This is a genomic window from Rhodococcus sp. K11/5 (assembly GCF_055193735.1).
In genome coordinates this window covers 3,525,587-3,541,488 of the sequence record NZ_CM143721.1, presented here as the reverse complement: position 1 = coordinate 3,541,488, position 15,902 = coordinate 3,525,587, and the positions used below count along the sequence as shown (strand labels likewise).

Below are 15,902 nucleotides of genomic sequence, written 5' to 3'. Positions count from 1 at the left end.
CACCTAGAATGTGCCGGTGTCGACGCCGAAGATCGTGCTGTTCTACGTGTTCACCCCGCTCTCGGACCCCGAGGCGATTCGGCTGTGGCAGCACACCCTCGCGGCGTCGAACGGCCTGACCGGCCGCATCGTCGTCTCCGAGCACGGCATCAACGCCACCGTGGGCGGCGACGTGCGCGCGGTCAAGAAGTACGTCCGCGGCACCCGCGAGTACGGACCCTTCGCCGACGCCGACATCAAGTGGTCCGACGGGCAGGGACAGGACTTTCCCAAGTTGAGCGTGCGGGTGCGTCCGGAAATCGTCACCTTCGGCGTGCCCGACGAGGTGGTGGTGGACGAGCAGGGCGTGGTCGGCGGCGGGGTGCCGCTCTCCCCGGACGAGGTCCACGACCTGGTGTCCCGACGCGACGACGTGGTCTTCTTCGACGGCCGCAATCGGTTCGAGGCGGCGATCGGGCGCTTCCGCGGCGCGGTGGTTCCGGAGGTCGACAACACGCGGGAGTTCGTCGAGCAGCTCGACTCGGGCGTGTTCGATCACCTCAAGAACAGCCCCGTGGTCACCTACTGCACCGGGGGAGTGCGGTGCGAGGTCCTCTCGTCCCTCATGCGAGCGCGCGGCTTCGGTGAGGTCTACCAGCTCGACGGCGGCATCGTGCGGTACGGGGAGAAGTACGGAGACGACGGTTTGTGGGAGGGCTCGCTTTACGTCTTCGATCAGCGGCAGAGCGTCGACTTCTCCGATCACACCGCCGTGATCGGCACCTGCGCGGGATGCGGGTACCCGACGTCGCGCTACGTCGATGCGGACGGCGAGGACGGACGCGGCCTGAAACTCCTGTGCCGAACGTGCGCGCCGTGACCGAGCCCCCGCTCCCGTTCCGAGACGGACTGGCGCCGTTGCGCATTCGCCTCCCGCACCCGAGGCGGGACGGGACGCTCGTGGAGTACCTCGAGCAGAACCATCCGGGCGATCGTTGGGCCGAGATGATCACCACCGGGACCGTGGTCGACGAGAAGGGTCGGCCCTGGCATCCCGAGTCCGCCTATGCCGCAGGGCGGTTCGTGATCTTTCACCGCACCCCGGCGCCCGAGATCCCGGTGCCCTTCGACCTCGAGATCCTGTACGCGGACGACGATCTGATCGTGGTCCACAAGCCGCACTTCCTCGCGACCATTCCGCGGGGGCGCCACGTCACCGAGACCGCGACGGTTCGGCTGCGGCGCCAGTTCGGCGATCCCACCGTCACCCCCGCGCACCGCTTGGACAGGTCCACGGCCGGTGTCCTGCTGTTCACCCGGGGGCAGCGGCTCCGGCGGCCGTACCAGGAGCTGTTCGCCACCCGGGCGGTGCGCAAGGAGTACCTCGCGATCGCCGACGTCGATGCGGCGCTGACCTTCCCGCGGGTGGTGCGCAGCCGCATCGTCAAGGAGCACGGGGTGATGACGGCCCGCGAAGAGCCGGGGGAGCCGAACAGCGAGACCCACATCGAGCTCGTCGACGCGTCGGGAACGCGGGGGTTGTACCGGCTGCACCCGGTCACGGGAAAAACGCATCAACTGCGTATCCACCTGGCGTCGTTGGGGATTCCGATTCACGGTGACCCCTATTACCCGGTCTACACCAGCACCCCGGCCGACGATTTCTCGACGCCGCTGCAACTCCTCGCCGCGTCCCTCGAGTTCGTCGATCCACTGTCCGGGGTGGAGCGGCGCTTCGTCAGCCCGGTCCGACTCCACCTCTGACGGAACCGCGCGATCACGACGAGGGTGGGCGGTGCGCAGACCGAACGATGTGTTCGCGCACGGTGTTCCACGCGGTCGACGTCGGATCGCCTATCGAGAGGTGATCCTCACCGGACAGCACCCGCAGCGTCGCCGGGTCGCCGAGTCGGGTCGCGGCCGCGACGTAGTCGATGCTCTGGCGCACGGAGACCGTACGGTCCATGTCGCCGTGGAAAGCGGTGACGGGCACACCGATCGGGAGTTGCTCGATGGGGGCGGCCAGACGGTAGCGCTCGGGTACCTGTGCGGGTGTGCCTCCGAGAAGACCTGGCAGGTAGCGATCACCGCCCACCGTCACCGCTGTGGCGGGGTCGAAGACACCGGCCATGGTCGTCACGCCCCGAAGTCTGACCACGGGTTCCGGACCCGGTGCGTACGGTCCCATGGTGGGCCGCCCGGCGAGCCACGCCGCGAGGTGACCGCCGGCGGAGTGGCCGGCGACGTGCACGCGGTCGAGATCGAGTCTGCCGCCGGAGCGGGTCTGAACTGCGCCGCCCAGCGCGTCGGTCGCGTGGACGACGTCGGCGAGCGTCATCGGCCAGCCGCCGGATCCGCCGACCCGTCGATACTCGATGTTCCACACCGCGATTCCGCTGGGCACCAGTGCTTCCGCGAGCCCACGCGTCCCGTCCAGGGCGTACTTCTGGAGCCAACCGCCGCCGTGGATCATGACGACCACCGGAAGTTCGGAGCCGTCGGCGGGGAGGTACAGATCCCCGACGTGGTCGGGGCTCGGCCCGTATCGGATGCGGGTGGGGGCGTCGGTGGTTGCCCGGGCGACGGACATCCCGGTCAGCAGACTCGCGGCCGCCACCGCGCCGAAGGCGCGCCGGCTGATCGCTCTCATCGTTCGTCGCGGGTGACGGACACCCGCTCGTCCAAGCCCTCGGTCACCAGATCGTGGGGGTCGTTGATCGACACGCGGTGATCGTCGTCCAGCATGCACTCCACGATCTCGACGAGCAGTCGGCGTCCGGCGCTGTCCATGCCGCGCACCGCGCCGAGGTCGAGCGTCACGTCGGCGGCGAGTTCGTCGTCCCGCAGCCGGCCGACGACGGTCTCGGCGCCGGCGAACCGGATGTCGCCCTGCAGTTCGTACGTCGAGGCGTCGTCGTCGGTGTGGGTCGACCGGATCACCGACCGCCCCGACGGCGCGATGTCCATCATGTGCAGTTCCATGTCGCGGGAGAGGCGTTCGAAGATCTCGATGCCGCGCACGCTGTTGCCGTGTTCGTTCAGGCGGGGGGAGTGGACGGCCAGTCCGAGTTGGCCGGGAAGGACGCCGATGATGGCTCCCGAGATCCCGCTCTTGGCCGGAATGCCCACGGTGGCAATCCAATCGCCGGTGCCGTCGTACATCCCGCACGTGGTCATCGTGGACAACACCTGCCGCACGACGCCCACGGGGGCCACGCGGTCCTGGCTCTCGGGGTGAACGCCGCCGTTGGCGAGGGTCGCCGCCAGATGCGCGAGGTCGGTGGACGTGACGTCGATGGAGCACTGTCGCGAGTAGCCCTCCACCACCTCGGCCGGTTCGCAGTCGAGCACTTCGACGGACGCGAGCATGTGGGCGATGGCCCGGTTGCGGTGGCTCGCGGCCAGTTCCGCGTCGTAGACCGCCTCGTTCATCGTCAGGTCGTGCCCGACGAACGCCGCGTGCAGATCGCGGACGCGCCGAAACCGTTCGTCGGCGTCCTTCCCGTCGATCAGCGAATGCGCGGTCAGCGCACCGGCATTGATCATCGCGTTGCGGGGACGGCCGGTGTCGGCCTCCAGCGAGATCTCGTTGAACGCATCGCCCGACGGTTCGACGTCGATCTTGCTCTTCACGGTCTCGAGGCCCCGGTCCATCAGCGCGAGCCCGTATCCGAGGGCCTTGGAGATCGACTGGATGGAGAACTCGACGTCGACGTCCCCGGCGGCGTAGACGGTGCCGTCCACGGTGACCATCGCGACGGACAGGACATCCGGATCCGATTCGGTCAGCACACTGTTGGCGGGCGAGACCTCCCCGCCGTCCAGGGAGCGGCAATCGTCGAGAACCTCGTTCAGGTAGTCCAGGATCGGTGATCTCATCGGGGGCTCCACTCGATGGTGGCGCGGGCGGCGATGTCGTCCTCGGTGACGGAATGCAGTGCGTCGAGGTAGGCGACCGCGAAACTGCCGGGGGCCGTGGCCGATTCCGCGGCTATGTCGGCGGCGACGGTGGCGTGCGTGTGCGCGGCGAGGACGGCCGTGGCGCGATCGGGGACGGCCCCGCAGTACGCCGCGACGAGAGCGCCCAGCGAGCACCCGGTCCCGGTGACCTTGGTCAGCAGAACACTGCCCCCGACGACGCGTGCGGTGCCGGTCTCGGAGACGACGTGATCGATCGCACCCGACGCGGACACCACGTCCGCGCGGGAGAGAAGGGCGACCGCGGAGTCGACGGCATCGGCGGGATCGTCCGAACTGTCCACGCCCCGGCCGCCGCCGTCGACACCGGCGAGACCGGACAAGCCCCGCAGTCCGATGATTTCCGAGGCGTTGCCGCGGATCGCCGCGGGACGGTGCTCGAGCAGTTCCACCGCGACCTCCCCGCGCCACGGGAGGCCGCCGGCGCCGATCGGATCGAGGACCCAGGGCGTTCCGTTCTGCGCCGCGGCGCGCGCCGCCGCGACGTAGGACTCGCGCAGATGTGGTTGCGGCGTACCGAGATTGATCAGCACGGCGTCCGCGACCGACGCGAACAGGGCGGCCTCGTCCACGTTGTCGACCATCGCGGCACTCGCCCCGGCGGCGAGCAGAACGTTCGCGGTGAAACCGGCGGTGACGTAGTTGGTGAGCGCGTGCACCAGGGGTGCTTTCGCGCGCATGGCGACGAGTGCGTCGGCGACGGGGGCGACCCACGCGGACGGATCACGGACGGTGCCGGACGGGGGTCGAGTGGAGGTCATCTGTTCGGTGTACCCCACGGCGCGGGTGCGCACTGCGGCCGGTCCGGGGACGCGAGGGGCGGGGCGGTAGCGGACAGCCCCGTGGGTGCGGTAACCTTCCCAGTGCTGACAGGTCGTAGTTTTTGTGTGTTCGTGTTTCATGCACGCTCGCTGGGAACTTGTAGTTGCGAGCGTGAACGTTCTGAGGAGACTCGGAGTTCGTCGCGTTCAGTGCCGACCCGGGTTTCACACGGTGTGATGCCCGAGACGTCAGCTGCATAAGGGAGTAACATCATGACTCAGGGCACCGTCAAGTGGTTCAACGCTGAAAAGGGCTTCGGCTTCATCGCTCAGGAAGACGGACCGGACGTTTTCGTCCACTTCTCCGAGATCCAGGGCACCGGCTTCAAGAGCCTCGAAGAGAACCAGCGTGTCGAGTTCGAGGTCACCTCGGGCGCCAAGGGACCGCAGGCCAGCGGCGTTCGCGCTATCTGATCTCCACCCAAAGCTTGATGCCGTAGGCATCGAAAAGTCTTCGACGTAGGGCCGTACACCGCAAGGTGTGCGGCCCTACGTCGTTTGCGTGTGCGGACGATGGTGTCGGTGACGGGGTGACAGGGGGTGGACGCGAAGCAGACGTCGGCCGCTCGGGTTAATGTTCCCTCACAGCCACGAGCGAAACGGAGCACACCTGTGCCGAACACCCTGTCCAAGTCAGTACTCACCACCGTTGCCGCCGCCAGCAGTCTCGCTCTCCTCGCCGCGTGCGGCGCAGCCCCGGAGGACGACGGGTCAGGCACCGGTGGCAGCTCCGCGGCGGGCGACTTCAAGCCCTGCATGATCTCGGACTCCGGCGGCTTCGACGATCGGTCCTTCAACCAGCTCGGCTTCGAGGGCCTCACCGCCGCGTCGGAGGAGCTCGGTGTCGAGCCCATCACGGTGCAGTCCAACTCACCGACGGACTACGGCCCCAACCTGTCCAACCTCGCCGATCAGGCGTGCAACCTCATCGTCACCGTCGGGTTCGCGCTCGCCGACGCCACGCAGGCGGCCGCGGAGCAGAACCCGGACGTGAACTACGCGATCATCGACGACGCGACGATCGAGGCGGACAACGTCAAGCCGCTCACGTATGACGCAGCGCAGTCCGCGTTCCTCGCCGGCTACGCGGCCGCGAGCTTCAGCGAGACCGGCACCGTCGGCACGTTCGGTGGTTCGCAGTTCCCCACCGTCACCATCTTCATGGACGGCTTCGTGGACGGCGTGAACTACTTCAACGAGCAGAAGAACGAAGAGGTGCGGGTCATCGGCTGGGACGTCGATTCCCAGAACGGTTCGTTCACCGGTGGTTTCGAGGCCAACGAGGTCGCGAAGAACACCGCCCAGGGCCTGATCGACCAGAACGCGGACGTCATCTTCCCGGTCGGCGGTCCGATCTATCAGAGTGCCGCCCAGGCCATCCGCGACTCCAACCGCCCCATCGCGCTCATCGGCGCCGACGCGGACGTCTTCGAGTCCGATCCCACCGTCTCGGACCTGATGCTCACCTCGGTGACCAAGGGCCTGAGCACGTCCGTCGAGGAGGTCGTGATGGCCGCCGGTGACGGCGCGTTCGACAACTCCCCGTACGTCGGCACGCTGGAGAACGACGGCGTCGGCATCGCCCCGTTCCACGACTACGAGTCGCAGGTCGATCCGGAACTGCAGGGTGAGCTCGACGAGATCCGGGCCGGCATCGTCGACGGTTCCATCACGGTGATCTCGCCGTCGTCGCCGAACTGATCGGTCGAATCGACCTATGGCGCCCACGCTCGAACTCCGGGGAATCACCAAGCGTTTCGGTTCCCTGGTGGCCAACGACCACATCGACCTGACCGTCGATTCCGGTGAGATCCACTGTCTGCTGGGCGAGAACGGCGCCGGCAAGTCGACGCTGATGAACGTCCTCAGTGGGCTCTACCGGGCCGACGAGGGACAGATCCTTCTCGACGGTGAACCGGTGACCTTCGCCGGTCCCGGCGCGGCCATGACGGCCGGGATCGGCATGGTGCATCAGCACTTCATGCTCATCCCGGTCTTCACCGTCGCGGAGAACATCGTTCTCGGCAACGAGAAGACGTCCTTCGGCGGTCGGCTCGACCTGGACGCGGCGCGGGCCCTGGTCCGAGAGGTGTCCGCCCGCTTCGGTTTCGAGCTCGATCCCGACGCGGTGGTCGGGGATCTTCCCGTCGGGGTCCAGCAGCGGGTGGAGATCGTCAAGGCACTCAGCCGCGAGGCGCGCATCCTGGTGTTCGACGAGCCGACGGCCGTGCTCACTCCGTCGGAGACGGACGAGCTCATGGTCATCATGCGTCAGCTCGCCGACGCCGGTACCGCCATCGTGTTCATCACCCACAAGCTCCGCGAGGTGCGCGCGGTGGCGGATCGCATCACGGTCGTCCGGCTCGGCGCGGTGGTCGGTCACGCCGAACCCACGGCGTCGGACGGCGAACTCGCGTCGCTCATGGTGGGGCGCGACGTCCAGCTGCGCGTCGCGAAGGGTGAACCGCACCTCCACGATTCGGGACTGGTCGTGAAGAACCTGACCGTTCCGGGCGCCTCCGGGGTGCCCGTCGTGGACGACGTCGAGTTCGAGGTGCGCGGCGGCGAGATCCTGGCAGTCGCGGGTGTGCAGGGCAACGGCCAGACCGAACTCGCGGAAGCGTTGCTCGGTCTGCACGCCGGGGTGACGGGGACCATCGAACTCGACGGGACGTCGCTGATCGGTCGCGACGTGCGTGCGGTTCTGGACGCCGGCGTCGGGTTCGTGCCCGAGGACCGGACGGACGACGGCCTCGCCGCACAGTTCACCGTCGCCGAGAACCTCATGCTCGACCGTTCGCACGGCGCGCCGTTCTCCGCGCGGGGCAGCATCGCGCGCACGGTGCTCCGCGCCTTCGCCCGCGACAAGGTCACCGAGTTCGACATCCGTACGCCGTCCGTCGACACCCCCGTGGGTCGGCTGTCCGGCGGCAACCAGCAGAAGGTGGTGTTGGCTCGTGAGCTCGGCCGGGAGTTGCGACTGCTCGTCGCGGCGCAGCCCACGCGCGGAATCGACGTCGGGTCCATCGAATTCGTCCACAAGCGCATCGTCGAGACCCGCGACGCGGGCATCCCGGTGATCGTGATCTCGAGCGAACTCGACGAGGTGTCCGCGCTCGCGGATCGCATCGCCGTGATGTACCGGGGAAGGATCGTCGGCATCGTGCCGGGCGACGCCACCCGTGAGGAGTTGGGGTTGTTGATGGCCGGCGGACGCCACGCGAACAGCGAGTCGAGCACCGAGTCGAGCAGCGGGACCGGCGCGTGACCGATACCCGCCCCGCTCCGCCCGCACCCGCGGCGGAGGATTCCCGCTGGACCACCGCGCTGCGGTCGATGGCGAGCGGCAGCGTCGTCATCTCCGTGCTGTCCGTGGTCCTGGCCCTCCTGGTCGGCGCCGTTCTCATCGCCGCGACCGACTCCGACGTCCAGTCCACCGCCGGCTACTTCTTCTCCCGCCCCACGGACATGCTGACCGCGATCTGGGACTCCGTTTCCGGTGCGTACTCCGCTCTGTTCCAGGGCAGCGTCTACAACTTCCGGCGACCGAGCTTCGCCGACGGCATCCGGCCGCTGACCGAGACCCTGACGTTCGCGACGCCGTTGATCGCCGCCGGACTCGGCGTGGCCCTGGCCTTCCGCGTCGGCATGTTCAACATCGGCGGCCGCGGCCAGATGCTCATCGCGTCCGCGTGCGCCGGCTATGTCGCGTTCACGTTCGACATGCCTCCCGTGGTGCACCTGATCGTCGCCGTTCTGGCCGGCGTCCTCGGCGGCGCGTTGTGGGGCGGGATCGCCGGCGTGCTGCGGGCCCGGACCGGCGCGCACGAGGTGATCGTCACGATCATGCTCAACTACGTTGCCTTCTACCTCATCTCGTACCTGCTGCGAACCCCCGGTGCGCTGCAGGCGCCCGGCTCGAACAACCCGCAGACTCCCGCGATGGCGAGCACCGCGGTGTTCCCGGACCTGCTCGGCTCGCGCTACTCGCTGCACGCCGGCTTCCTCGTGGTCATCGTGGTGACCGCCTTCGTGTGGTGGCTGCTCGAGCGCTCCTCGATCGGCTTCCGGTTCCGCGTCGTCGGGGAGAACCCGAGCGCGGCGCGCGTCGCGGGCATCAAGGTCGAGCGCGTGTACATCTACGCGATGGTCATCGCCGGCGCCCTCGTGGGCCTCGCCGGAGTCATCCAGGTACTCGGCACGGTCACCACCGGCTTCGGGTCCGACATCGACGCCGGTATCGGGTTCGACGCCATCACGGTGGCGCTGCTGGGTCGTTCGCGACCGTGGGGTGTTTTCTCGGCCGGAATCCTGTTCGGTGCGTTCAAGGCCGGCGGCTTCGCCATGCAGGCCGCGGAATCGATCCCGATCGACATCGTGCTCGTCGTGCAGTCGGTGATCGTGCTCTTCATCGCGGCGCCGCCGCTGGTGCGCGCGGTCTTCCGATTACCCGCGCCCGTACCCAAGGCAGAGGTGTCGCGATGAGCACGCTGGCCGTCTCCACACCCAACTCCACGTCCTCGACGTGGAAGGTGCCCGTCACCCTGGGCGTCTTCGCGCTGATCGCGCTCCTCGTCTTCGGGATCCGCGGGGAGAGCGGTACCAGTACGTTCTCGCTGTCCACGGACACCGACCTCGTGCAGCTGCCGGACATCTCGCTACCGGCGCGCGCCACCTGCATCGTCCTGGCCGCTCTGCTGGTCGGTCTGGCGGCGTTCTCGGCCGTGCGGGCAACCTCCGGTCGGCGCACCCCGGTGTGGGCGGTCTCCGTGTTCGCGGTCGCGTTCGTGGTGCTGTTCCTGACCTGGTCGGCCGTGGGGGAGACCATCCCCGTTCCGGGCCTGCTGCTCGGGACGGTCGCCCTGAGCACCCCGCTCATCTTCGGCGCGTTGGGTGGCGTGCTGTCCGAGCGGTCCGGCGTCATCAACATCGCGATCGAAGGCCAACTTCTGGGCGGCGCCTTCGTCAGCGCACTCGTCGCCACGATCACCGGATCGGCCATCGTCGGCCTGCTGTCGGCGCTGTTCGCCGGGGCCCTGGTCGGCAGTGTGCTCGCGGTGTTCTCGATTCGCTACCGGGTCAATCAGGTGATCGTCGGCGTCGTGCTCAACGTGCTCGTCGTCGGTCTCACCAGTTTCTTGTACTCGCAGGTGCTGGTACCCAACACCGCGACCCTGAACACACCGCCGCGCTTCCCGCGCATCGCGATTCCGCTGCTCTCGGAGATCCCCATCCTGGGACCGGTGCTGTTCCGCCAGACGGTGATCGAATACACGATGTTCGTCGCCGTGGGCGCCGTCTTCTTCGCCCTGTTCAAGACCCGCTGGGGCCTGCGGCTCCGCGCGGTCGGCGAGCACCCGCGTGCTGCCGATTCCGTCGGAATCGACGTCCGCCGCGTGCAGTTCTGGAACGTGTGCCTCGCCGGCGCCATCGCCGGGGTCGGCGGTTCGTACTTCACGCTCGGCTCGGTCGGGGCGTTCGGTCAGGAGATGACGGCGGGCGCCGGCTACATCGCGCTGGCCGCGGTGATCTTCGGTCGGTGGGACCCGGTGCGGGCGACGCTCGCGGCACTGCTGTTCGGTTTCGCGTCGAACCTGCAGAACGTACTGGGCATCATCGGGTCGCCGGTGCCCAGCGAGTTCATGCTGATGCTGCCGTACGTGGTGACGATCCTCGCGGTCGCCGGTCTCGTCGGGAAGGTCCGCGGACCGGCCGCGGCGGGCAAACCCTACGAGAACTAGACACGGATCACCGGGCGCCGACGTCGGCCCGGCGTTTCGATCCTCCGGCGTCGGGAACCCACTCGGGGAACGTTCGTCGACGAAAGGACTACTCCGCTCATGTCTCGTATCGCGATCATCGGTGGCCACGGAAAGATCGCGCTGAAGCTGGCGAAGATCCTCACCGACGGTGGCCACCAGGTCACTTCGCTCATCCGCAACCCCGACCAGACGCCCGACATCGAGAAGATCGGCGCCACCGCGTCCATCGCCGATGTCGAGAACCAGACCACCCCGGAGATCGCGAGCTCGCTCTCCGGCCACGACGTCGTGGTCTTCGCCGCGGGCGCCGGCGGCGGTGATCCCGAGCGCACCTACTCGGTAGACCGTGACGCGGCCATCCGCAGCGTCGACGCCGCGCAGGCCGCCGAGATCTCTCGCTTCCTGCTGGTCTCGTATTTCGGCGCCGGAATGGATCACGGTGTGTCCCCGGATGATTCGTTCTACGCGTACGCCGAGGCGAAGGCCGAGGCGGATCAGCACCTGCGCAACAGCGACCTCGACTGGACGATCGTCGCGCCCAGCGGCCTCACGGACGACGCCGGCACCGGCAAGATCACCACGAAGGACGCCGGAGCGACCGGTGAGACCGTCGCCCGCGACGACGTCGCCGCCGTGCTCGCCGCCGCGATCGACATGCCGTCGACGTACAAGAAGATGATCGAGTTCGACAACGGCGACACCGCCATCGCCGACGCCCTGAGCTGAGCCGGACGAGTGGGGACCGTACGGCTGTTCGCGACCGACCTCGACGGCACCCTGCTCCGCCCGGATCGCACCGTGTCACCGCGGGCCGCGCGCGCCATGACGGCCGCGCGGTCCGTCGGCGTCGAGGTGGTGTGGGCTACGGCGCGCGCCCGGCATTCCGTGCACGAGTTCGCCCGGAGTTGCGGCTTCCGCGGCATCGCCCTGTGCGCGAACGGCGCGGTGGTCGTCGACCTGGCGGACGGCACCCCCCGCATCGTGTCCACCGTCGCGATCGACGACGACGCGGCCGCCGCGGCCATCGACCGAGTTCGCGCGGCAGTGCCCGGCGTGGTGTTCGCCGCCGTCGGCCCGTCCCGGTTCGTGGCGGAGGACGGATACGCGGCGCTGACCGTGTTCGCCGATCACCATCGTGATCCGGTGACGATGGACCGAGCGGGGGGCGCGTACCCCTGGCTGGATCAACCGTGCGTCAAGATCGTCGCCCGGCACCCGACGATTCCCAGCGAGGACGTCTACGCCTCGGTCGCCGCGGCCGGTATCGACGGTGTCGAGATCACGCACTCCGGAGCGCCCTACGTCGAGATGTCCGCCTCGGGGGTGTCCAAGGCCAGTGCTCTTGCCGCCCTGTGTGCCGATCGCGGGATCGACGCCGAGGAGGTCGCCGCGGCCGGGGACGCGCGCAACGACCTCGCGATGCTGCGGTGGGTGGGCACCGCGCTGTGTCCGGAGAACGCGATCGACGAGGTGCGCGCCGTCGCGGATCGGGTGCTGCCCGGCAACGACGCCGACGGCATCGCGTCGTACCTGGAGGAGCTGGCGGGCCACCGCGGACCCGTCATGACTTAGGCTCACCTCAGTCGCGGGCGATCGACGCCCGGTCGAGGACGAGGGGAGCGCGGTGAGCACGTCGCGGGGCATCCAGGGCGCGCTCCTGAAGCTCATCGGTGCGCCGGACGTGGTTCTCACCGTCACCGGCACCGAGGACGTGACCGCGCACTACCGGCGCATCACCGTCGATGCGGGAAGACTGTTCGAGCGCACCGCCGTGCACCCCACGATGTGGCTGCGGGTGTGGTTCCCCGCGGAAACGGAGGGCGAGTCGCTGCATCAGCGCGCGTACACGCTGGTCGACCCGGATCCGGACGCGAACTCCTTCGCCCTGGAATTCGCCCTGCACGATGGTCTCGCCGCCCGCTGGGCGCGCCGGGCGGTGGTCGGTGACACCGTCGTCGCGACGCTGCAGGGGTCGAAGTTCGCGCTCCCGGACCCACTGCCCGACGGTTATCTGATCGTCGGCGACACGGCGTCTCGGCCCGCGCTCACCTCGCTCCTGCGTGCGCTGCCCGCGGAACTGCCCGTCACGGTGTGGTTCGAGACCGTCCACGCCGACGACGATGCGCTCTCACCCGCACCTCGAGCGGGCACCGAGATCGTCCGCGTCCCGCGGCGCGCCGACGGTGCGTCGATGGTGGAGGCGGTGTCGGCGGCCGCGTTCGACGCGTCGGGTCACGCGGCCTGGGTTGCCTGCGACACGGTGACCACCCGCGCGGTCACGGCGGTGCTGAAGTCGCGATACGGCGTGCCGCGCCGCGCGATCAAGTCACAGGGCTACTGGATTACCTGATCGACGTCGGGGTGAGGTCAGGGACGGCCGTGGTAGGTCCGCGCCGCGGTGGTCGAGAGCAGCGCGAGGATCACGAACCCCATCAGACCGTTCACGATGGCCGATCCGATGGCCGCGGTGATCGCTCCGGCGGCGAGGAACGGCAGCACGATGATGCCGACCACCACCAGACCGGTGATCCAACTGAAGAACGTCGTCGGTGACGGCACCGCCTGGAACAGCAGCAGCATGAAGGCACCGGCCAGGACGGCGGCGAGGGCACCGTAGATCCCGGCGATCCAGGGATCGTTGAGCCCGTACATCCAGAACACGGTGGTGTTGGTGCGGGTGTAGACCGCCTGCACGATGGCCGCGGCCACCCATCCGGCGATGAACGTGGTGACGGCCGTGGCCACGACGCCGCCGACGAACGGGCCGACGTCGAACTTCGGGTTGCCGGAGGACGACGGCGCGGGCTGCTTGTACTGGGGCTCGCCGTACGGGGGTTGGTTGTACTGAGGCTGGTTGTACTGGGGCTCGGCGTAGTGGGCCTGGCCGTAGTCGTCCGCTCGGCCGTACGCCCGAGTCCGGTCGTCACCTCGGCCGTAGCCGTCCGATTCGCGCGGGTAGCGATCGCTCATCTGCCCACTCCCTCCTCCATCGATCCACCGGGGGACCGGCGTCGTTGCTGCCAACCCTAACCGCGACCGGCGTCGGTTCGGCGCGGCGCGCCCCGAACCGACGTGATCCCCGGCCCCGATGGCGGGCCCTCGGGGCGCCGGAGAGCAGGAGCGATCAGGGCGGCGATGTCCTCGGTGGAAGCGGGAGCGAGGGTGAGCGTGTCCGTCCCCGTCACGAGGTACCGCCCGTCGCCCTGGACGTCGATCCACACGGCACCCACGTCCACCTGATCGATCGGTGCATCGTCTCGGCTGCTGCGGCCCACCAGGATGTCCCCGAATCGGGCGAGCGGTGTCGCCAGCAAGCCGCGCACCGTCCGCCGGTAGTCGGCGCGGGCCGAGTTCTCCAGAACCGACCGGGACGACGCGGACAGCGCCGCCCTCTCCACGCTGCAGCGTTCGGCCCGGCCGGGTGGCGCGGTGGGGAGCGCCGCGGCGAACGCCCGCGGTATCGCCGACGCGGGCAGAGCGGACACCGTCATGTCGTCGGTCGAGGCATCGTCCGACGAGGCGTGCTGCACCACGAGCACGCCTCGGGATCCGCGCACCGACGCGTGAATGCGCACCGACTGTTCGGAGGCTTCGAGCCCGCACGCCGTGACCCGCCGGTCGCCGTGCACCAGCACCGACGCGGCCTCACGGAGCGCGGGATCGTCCACTCGGCTCGCGGCGATCCGGCGACGATGCTGCAGCTCGTCGCGGGTGCGCGCGGTCGATCGCCAGGTCAGGGGGACGGGCAGCCGGTCCCGGCCGATACCGGCGAGCAGCACGGAGAGTTCGAGAGAGGACAACTCCCACCTCCGGATGTCGCTCACCCGATCACCGGCGGCGCCACCAGCGGGAGTTCGCCCACGAGTTCGTCGCCGTTGTCCGCACTGATCAGATATCCGGCCGTGGTGTGCTGTCCGTCCTGATCGCCGCCCGCCCGTGCCCCGGGCATCATCGCTCCGGGTCCGTATCCGGCCGCCCGAGCGCCACCGCCCGCCGCGGAACCGCTCTGCAGGATGCCTCCACCGGCCCCGGACGCGCCGGCGCCTCCGCTTCCGAATGCGCCGCGGGCGCCACCGGCCGTCGTGCGCGGCCCACCGCCGGCCGAGCCGGAACCGGGTCGACCCCCCGACGAGGTCGACCCGGCACCGCTGCGGCCGGGGGTGGTCGGGGACCACCGTGTCGGCGACGTGAGAACGCCGCTCGATCCGGGGCCGCCGAGTGGGCCGGAGGCCCAGCCGCTCGAGCCCGGCCCGCCGGACCCTACGCTCCCTCCCGCGGCCGTGGGACCTGCGGCGGACATCGGCGCGGCGCCCGACGGCGTCGAGTTCGGCGCGGCCGCGGCCGTGGTGGGTGCCGGCTCCTCGAGCGGCGATCCAGCGGATCCGGACAATGCGGGCGCCCGTGCGTCACCGGCCGTCGCGTTCCCCGCCGTCGAGCCCCCGAAGCCCGACCCGGCCGACCCCGATCCGCCGGAGCCCGCGCCGCCGAACCCCGCGCCACCGAACTGGGCGGCCGTCGTTCCCGTCGGGTCGAACGGCAACGGCAACGCCGGGACGCCGCTGTCGGCACCGACGATGGTGGGAACGTAGATGGAGTCCATGGCCAGAACGGCCTCTGCACGTCGCTCCTCGAGTGCGGCGCGCTGCGCGGTCAGGGCACCGAAGCCGCCCAGAGGACCCCACGCCAAGGTGTTCGACATCAGCTCCATGCCGTCGGCGAATCCGAACGTCTCCGGCGGCGGGACCGCGACCCGCGTCGCTTCCAATCCCGCGTGCGACGCGCTCAGTTTGGTCGACACCACCTCGAGCAGCGTCACCATGGCCAGCGATTCGTCGCGGTAGCGGGTCACGTCACCGAGGGCGCGGTCCGCGGTCGCTCCCTGCCAGTCGACCCCCAGGACCGCTCCGATCTCCGACCACAGTCGATCGACCAACGGCACCAGGGCCGCGTGCGCGGAGGTCCACATCCGCGCGCTGGCCTCCACCTGCTGCGGCGCCAGCTGCTGCGATCCGAGGTAGATCTCCTCGTGCGACATCGCCGCGAAGGCTTCCGGCTGCACCGAGGTCGGCAGTCCCCGCCCGGCGTCCGCGGCCACCCGCGTCATCTCCGCGGCCACGGCCGCGGCCTCGGCGGGAAGAACCGGACCCGACGCGTCCATCAGCCCCACCCGGTCGAGCAGCGCATCACGGGCGTCGTTGAACCCGTCGGCGGCTCCGACGACTCCGTCGACCACCGCGGATCCCGCCGACGACAGCGCGGATCCCGCCGACGACACCGCCGACCCCACCGCGTCCGCGAACGAACCCGGCCCGTCACTCATCGACAACCCCCGCACATGAACCCATCGCACGCCCCCCAGCAC

Annotated in this window: 16 protein-coding genes; 10 read left to right on the top strand and 6 right to left on the bottom strand. The window is 69.5% G+C overall.

Annotation, left to right across the window (positions count from 1 at the left end):
* Positions 1-16 precede the first annotated feature (16 nt).
* The gene (trhO, locus tag ACY466_RS16690; RefSeq protein WP_463246718.1) at positions 17-859 is read left to right on the top strand and encodes an oxygen-dependent tRNA uridine(34) hydroxylase TrhO; all 843 of its coding nucleotides are present in this window, start codon (positions 17-19) and stop codon (positions 857-859) included.
* A complete protein-coding gene (locus ACY466_RS16685; RefSeq protein WP_463246716.1) occupies positions 856-1,743 on the top strand; it encodes a pseudouridine synthase in 888 nt (295 codons plus the stop codon). Before trhO ends, ACY466_RS16685 begins: the two co-directional genes overlap by 4 nt.
* A gap of 13 nt (positions 1,744-1,756) precedes the next feature.
* On the opposite strand, the gene ACY466_RS16680 is transcribed toward ACY466_RS16685, so the two are convergent.
* Genes ACY466_RS16680 through thiM form a run of 3 tightly spaced genes read right to left on the bottom strand, consistent with a single transcriptional unit; the run spans position 1,757 to position 4,718 of the window.
* Positions 1,757-2,629, bottom strand: a complete 873-nt coding sequence (locus tag ACY466_RS16680) for an alpha/beta hydrolase family protein (protein ID WP_463246714.1) — start codon at positions 2,627-2,629, stop codon at positions 1,757-1,759.
* Positions 2,626-3,858, bottom strand: coding sequence for a glutaminase A (glsA, locus tag ACY466_RS16675; RefSeq protein ID WP_463246712.1), 1,233 nt, complete (start codon positions 3,856-3,858; stop codon positions 2,626-2,628). Before glsA ends, ACY466_RS16680 begins: the two co-directional genes overlap by 4 nt.
* Entirely contained in the window at positions 3,855-4,718 is an 864-nt protein-coding gene (gene thiM, locus ACY466_RS16670; protein ID WP_463246710.1) for a hydroxyethylthiazole kinase, read from the bottom strand. The genes glsA and thiM overlap by 4 nt, the downstream gene beginning before the upstream one ends.
* Before the next feature lie 273 nt (positions 4,719-4,991).
* On the opposite strand from thiM, the gene ACY466_RS16665 reads away from it, so the two are divergent.
* The 8 genes from ACY466_RS16665 to ACY466_RS16630 all read left to right on the top strand — a co-directional run bounded on the left by ACY466_RS16665 (position 4,992) and on the right by ACY466_RS16630 (position 12,890).
* Positions 4,992-5,192 carry a cold-shock protein gene (locus tag ACY466_RS16665; protein ID WP_027504730.1) on the top strand — a complete coding sequence of 67 codons (201 nt, stop codon included), beginning with the start codon at positions 4,992-4,994 and terminating at the stop codon, positions 5,190-5,192.
* A gap of 198 nt (positions 5,193-5,390) precedes the next feature.
* On the top strand, positions 5,391-6,479 hold the full coding sequence (locus tag ACY466_RS16660) for a BMP family lipoprotein (protein ID WP_463246708.1): 1,089 nt from the start codon (positions 5,391-5,393) through the stop codon (positions 6,477-6,479).
* A 16-nt stretch (positions 6,480-6,495) separates the two neighbouring features.
* Entirely contained in the window at positions 6,496-8,046 is a 1,551-nt protein-coding gene (locus ACY466_RS16655) for an ABC transporter ATP-binding protein (protein WP_463246706.1), read from the top strand.
* On the top strand, positions 8,043-9,263 hold the full coding sequence (locus ACY466_RS16650; RefSeq protein WP_463246704.1) for an ABC transporter permease: 1,221 nt from the start codon (positions 8,043-8,045) through the stop codon (positions 9,261-9,263). The genes ACY466_RS16655 and ACY466_RS16650 overlap by 4 nt, the downstream gene beginning before the upstream one ends.
* A complete protein-coding gene (locus ACY466_RS16645; protein ID WP_463246702.1) occupies positions 9,260-10,519 on the top strand; it encodes an ABC transporter permease in 1,260 nt (419 codons plus the stop codon). Before ACY466_RS16650 ends, ACY466_RS16645 begins: the two co-directional genes overlap by 4 nt.
* Positions 10,520-10,618: 99 nt before the next feature.
* Entirely contained in the window at positions 10,619-11,266 is a 648-nt protein-coding gene (locus tag ACY466_RS16640; RefSeq protein ID WP_463246701.1) for an SDR family oxidoreductase, read from the top strand.
* A gap of 9 nt (positions 11,267-11,275) precedes the next feature.
* A complete protein-coding gene (locus tag ACY466_RS16635) occupies positions 11,276-12,112 on the top strand; it encodes an HAD family hydrolase (protein ID WP_463246699.1) in 837 nt (278 codons plus the stop codon).
* A gap of 52 nt (positions 12,113-12,164) precedes the next feature.
* On the top strand, positions 12,165-12,890 hold the full coding sequence (locus ACY466_RS16630) for a siderophore-interacting protein (protein ID WP_463246697.1): 726 nt from the start codon (positions 12,165-12,167) through the stop codon (positions 12,888-12,890).
* 17 nt (positions 12,891-12,907) lie between these two features.
* Here ACY466_RS16630 and ACY466_RS16625 read toward each other — a convergent pair whose 3' ends face one another.
* The 3 genes from ACY466_RS16625 to ACY466_RS16615 are packed head-to-tail and all read right to left on the bottom strand — an operon-like array spanning position 12,908 to position 15,860.
* Entirely contained in the window at positions 12,908-13,510 is a 603-nt protein-coding gene (locus tag ACY466_RS16625; RefSeq protein ID WP_463246695.1) for a hypothetical protein, read from the bottom strand.
* A 56-nt stretch (positions 13,511-13,566) separates the two neighbouring features.
* A complete protein-coding gene (locus ACY466_RS16620; RefSeq protein ID WP_463246694.1) occupies positions 13,567-14,364 on the bottom strand; it encodes an ESX secretion-associated protein EspG in 798 nt (265 codons plus the stop codon).
* Complete coding sequence (locus ACY466_RS16615) at positions 14,361-15,860, bottom strand: WXG100 family type VII secretion target (protein WP_463246692.1); 1,500 nt, start codon at positions 15,858-15,860, stop codon at positions 14,361-14,363. Before ACY466_RS16615 ends, ACY466_RS16620 begins: the two co-directional genes overlap by 4 nt.
* Positions 15,861-15,902: the final 42 nt, after the last annotated feature.

Coding starts and splice junctions, on each gene's coding strand:
- ACY466_RS16680 (WP_463246714.1), bottom strand. CDS start 2,629: ATGAGAGCGATCAGCCGGCGCGCCTTCGGCGCGGTGGCGGCCGCGAGT.
- glsA (WP_463246712.1), bottom strand. CDS start 3,858: ATGAGATCACCGATCCTGGACTACCTGAACGAGGTTCTCGACGATTGC.
- thiM (WP_463246710.1), bottom strand. CDS start 4,718: ATGACCTCCACTCGACCCCCGTCCGGCACCGTCCGTGATCCGTCCGCG.
- ACY466_RS16665 (WP_027504730.1), top strand. CDS start 4,992: ATGACTCAGGGCACCGTCAAGTGGTTCAACGCTGAAAAGGGCTTCGGC.
- ACY466_RS16655 (WP_463246706.1), top strand. CDS start 6,496: ATGGCGCCCACGCTCGAACTCCGGGGAATCACCAAGCGTTTCGGTTCC.
- ACY466_RS16645 (WP_463246702.1), top strand. CDS start 9,260: ATGAGCACGCTGGCCGTCTCCACACCCAACTCCACGTCCTCGACGTGG.
- ACY466_RS16640 (WP_463246701.1), top strand. CDS start 10,619: ATGTCTCGTATCGCGATCATCGGTGGCCACGGAAAGATCGCGCTGAAG.
- ACY466_RS16625 (WP_463246695.1), bottom strand. CDS start 13,510: ATGAGCGATCGCTACCCGCGCGAATCGGACGGCTACGGCCGAGGTGAC.
- ACY466_RS16615 (WP_463246692.1), bottom strand. CDS start 15,860: ATGAGTGACGGGCCGGGTTCGTTCGCGGACGCGGTGGGGTCGGCGGTG.